Annotated in this window: 6 protein-coding genes; 4 read left to right on the top strand and 2 right to left on the bottom strand. The window is 63.0% G+C overall.

The window, feature by feature from the left end; all coding sequences use genetic code 11:
• Positions 1-23 precede the first annotated feature (23 nt).
• Entirely contained in the window at positions 24-284 is a 261-nt protein-coding gene (locus tag RGD00_RS23085; protein WP_310459580.1) for a hypothetical protein, read from the bottom strand.
• On the bottom strand, positions 281-583 hold the full coding sequence (locus tag RGD00_RS23080; protein WP_310459579.1) for a helix-turn-helix domain-containing protein: 303 nt from the start codon (positions 581-583) through the stop codon (positions 281-283). The genes RGD00_RS23085 and RGD00_RS23080 overlap by 4 nt, the downstream gene beginning before the upstream one ends.
• A gap of 163 nt (positions 584-746) precedes the next feature.
• On the opposite strand from RGD00_RS23080, the gene RGD00_RS23075 reads away from it, so the two are divergent.
• The 4 genes from RGD00_RS23075 to RGD00_RS23060 form a co-directional block, all read left to right on the top strand.
• Positions 747-1,436 carry an XRE family transcriptional regulator gene (locus RGD00_RS23075; RefSeq protein WP_310459578.1) on the top strand — a complete coding sequence of 230 codons (690 nt, stop codon included), beginning with the start codon at positions 747-749 and terminating at the stop codon, positions 1,434-1,436.
• 176 nt (positions 1,437-1,612) lie between these two features.
• Positions 1,613-1,840, top strand: a complete 228-nt coding sequence (locus RGD00_RS23070; protein ID WP_310459577.1) for a hypothetical protein — start codon at positions 1,613-1,615, stop codon at positions 1,838-1,840.
• A 7-nt stretch (positions 1,841-1,847) separates the two neighbouring features.
• Complete coding sequence (locus RGD00_RS23065; RefSeq protein WP_310459576.1) at positions 1,848-2,093, top strand: hypothetical protein; 246 nt, start codon at positions 1,848-1,850, stop codon at positions 2,091-2,093.
• A 61-nt stretch (positions 2,094-2,154) separates the two neighbouring features.
• A partial coding sequence (locus RGD00_RS23060; RefSeq protein ID WP_310459575.1) for a DNA adenine methylase occupies positions 2,155-2,792 on the top strand: 638 nt, incomplete at its 3' end.

The raw sequence follows: 2,792 nt of genomic DNA, 5'->3' as shown, positions 1-2,792 counted from the left end.
GGTGTCGAGGTCCATCGCGGGCGTCATGCGATCTCTCCCAGGACCGGCAGGATCTGGATCTCGCCCCGGCGCATCAGTTCAACCTCGGCCTCGACCTCGGCCAGATCGACCAGAAGCCCTTGCAGGCTGCGCATCGAGTCGCACAGGCGCGACAGCGTCTCCGGATCGGGGCGGATGCCGCCGGCCATCAGGGCGATCACCTCGCCCAGATCGCCCGCCGCCGCCCGGAAGCCCTTGGCCGACAGGTCAAACTCGGGCGCCTCTCTGGACAGGATCGCGCTCATGCCGCCACCTTGCCGTCAGCGGCCAAGGCCGCTTTTTGACTCGCCACCGGCGGATACTTCGCGGTATCGAGGATCGAGGCCCTCTTGCGGGGATAGCGGTCGGGCCAGAGGTCTTGCGGCTTCTGGTCGATGAATTCGGCGATGGCCGATTGGGCGCTGTAGTGCGTGACGGTGGGCACCTTCCGGCAGACGGAGGGATGCAGACCTGCCCGCCTGGACAGCTCGGTCAGGGTCATGCCGCGGCGGTGGATCTCGGCCTTGATGGCCTGCCAGTCCATCACCGGCTGCTTCTTCGTCATTTCGGCCTCCTACAGGGGGCAGGCGGTGCAACGCCTGCTTTTTGTGGCGGTTGGTTTCACATAGGCGGAAGGCGTAAGCCCGCCGCACAAGAGAAGGGATAGCAGATTTCTGCTATGTGGCAACAGAAAACTGCTACATAGAAGAAATCTGCTCTACTGGCGCATGAACGGCTTGGGGCAACGGATCAAGGCAGCAGCTGACCGCATAGGCGGCCTAGATGCTCTTTCCCCGTATCTTACTGATATATCTAGAAGAACTTTATCAGACTGGGCCAATGACAAGACGGAGCCCCGAGCATCATCCATAGCGGAAATCTGCCACGCCACTGGCGCGTCGATCGAATGGCTCCTCTCGGGCGAAGGCGTCATGTTCGATGCCTCATCCACGGGAACGCCGCGGGCGCCTACCGCTGGTGTGGACGATTTTGATCAGCCGGGAATGCTTACGATCCCTCGTTATGATGAGGTCCGCCCGTCAGCGGGCCCAGGCGCGATGGCGACCAGCGAGGCACCGACGACACGGGTGGCATTCGAGCGCCATTGGCTTGCAGATATCGGTGTTCGCGCAGATGCAGCGATGATTCTGCCGGCCCAGGGCGATAGCATGGAACCGACAATCATGAACGGATCCCCGATGCTGGTGGACACCTCGAAGACCGAGATCCAAAACGGCTACATCTATGTGATTGCGGTTGAGAATGATCTGCTGGTGAAGCGTGTCCGACGTCGGCTCGATGGTAAGATCGACCTAATTTCCGACAATCCTGCATACGGCCCGGAGACCCTTGATGCTGCTGATCTCCAGCAACTGCGCGTCATCGGGCGGGTCTACGCCGCCGTCAGCAAATTCTAGACAGGGCAACTACAATGGCCACTTGTGAACGCTGTGGTAAGACCGTCTCGTGGTCGGGGCTTTGGGATGGAAGGTACTGCAAAGCCTGCTTTCAGACTGTCAGGGCAACCGCCCAGGATCGCGGGGATCCGACACCGCCGGAGCGATCCAACTCTGTCAATGCCAAGGGCGGAGGAATGTGGGCCTTGGTCGCATTGGCCTGGGCAGCGTTCTTCATTGCTGGTGTCGGTATTCTGGCCGCTCTGGCCCAGGAAGACCTGCCACGCGCACTCCTGAGTGTCTCGGTTGCGGTCTCGGGGGTGCTGTTTCTCGCGCTCAACAGGATCATATCGGCGTTGGAGGCAATCCGGGACGCTGTCGCTGCAACACCCGCTGCCCGTGGAACCAATCCTCCCGAGGAGTGAGCCATAGATGCCCCCACGCAAGCCCAAGACCCCACTCGAACTCGCAGCCCGCGCACTCTGCCGAACCAAGGGCCTGCCCGAGGACATGCGCTTTCAGGGGGCCAAGATGTGGCAGGCGCACCTGGGCGATGCGATGGCCATCCTGCAGGCCGCGCTGCCGCCTGATGAATTCCGGCGACACGTCCTCGACCATCCTTGGCCGGGGCCGATACCACCGGACTACGCGGCGACACACACCGATCCTGACAACTGACAGCCGCAAATGTTCCTGTTAAGTTCCGACTGAACGCTGCGAACCACAGGATCCTTCCTTGCTGACCCCCATTACCCCGACAGCGCCCGCCGCCCCTTGGCTCGGCGGCAAGCGCAACCTCGCCAAGCGCATCTGCAGCCTGATCGACGCCACCCCGCACGTCACCTATGCCGAGCCTTTCGTGGGCATGGGCGGCATCTTCCTGCGCCGTTCGATGCGCCCCAAGGCGGAGGTGATCAACGACCGCAGCCGCGATATCGCCAACCTCTTCCGCATCCTCCAGCGCCACTACATCCAGTTCCTGGACGTGCTGCGCTTCGGCCTGACCACGCGGGCCGAGTTCGAGCGCCTGGTTGCGGTGCCACCCGACACGCTGACCGACCTGGAACGTGCTGCGCGCTTCCTCTACCTCCAGCGCACGGCCTTCGGCGGCAAGGTCTCGGGCAGGAGTTTCGGCGTGGACAAGGCCCGGCCGGGCCGCTTCAACCTGACCACGCTGGAGCCGATGCTGGAGGATCTGCACAGCCGCCTCTCCGGCGTCGTGATCGAGTGCCTCGACTGGGCCGAGTTCATCCCCCGCTACGATGCCGATGGCACCCTGTTCTACCTAGACCCGCCCTACTGGGGCTGCGAGGACGACTATGGCCGCGCCATGTTCACCCGTGCGGATTTCGCCCGGATGGCGGCGGCTCTGGAAGG

Source organism: Ruixingdingia sedimenti, from assembly GCF_031432425.1.
GTDB classification, from domain to species: Bacteria; Pseudomonadota; Alphaproteobacteria; order Rhodobacterales; family Rhodobacteraceae; genus Ruixingdingia; species Ruixingdingia sedimenti.
The sequence above is the reverse complement of the archived record's forward strand: the minus strand, read 5'-3'. Positions and strand labels throughout refer to the sequence as shown.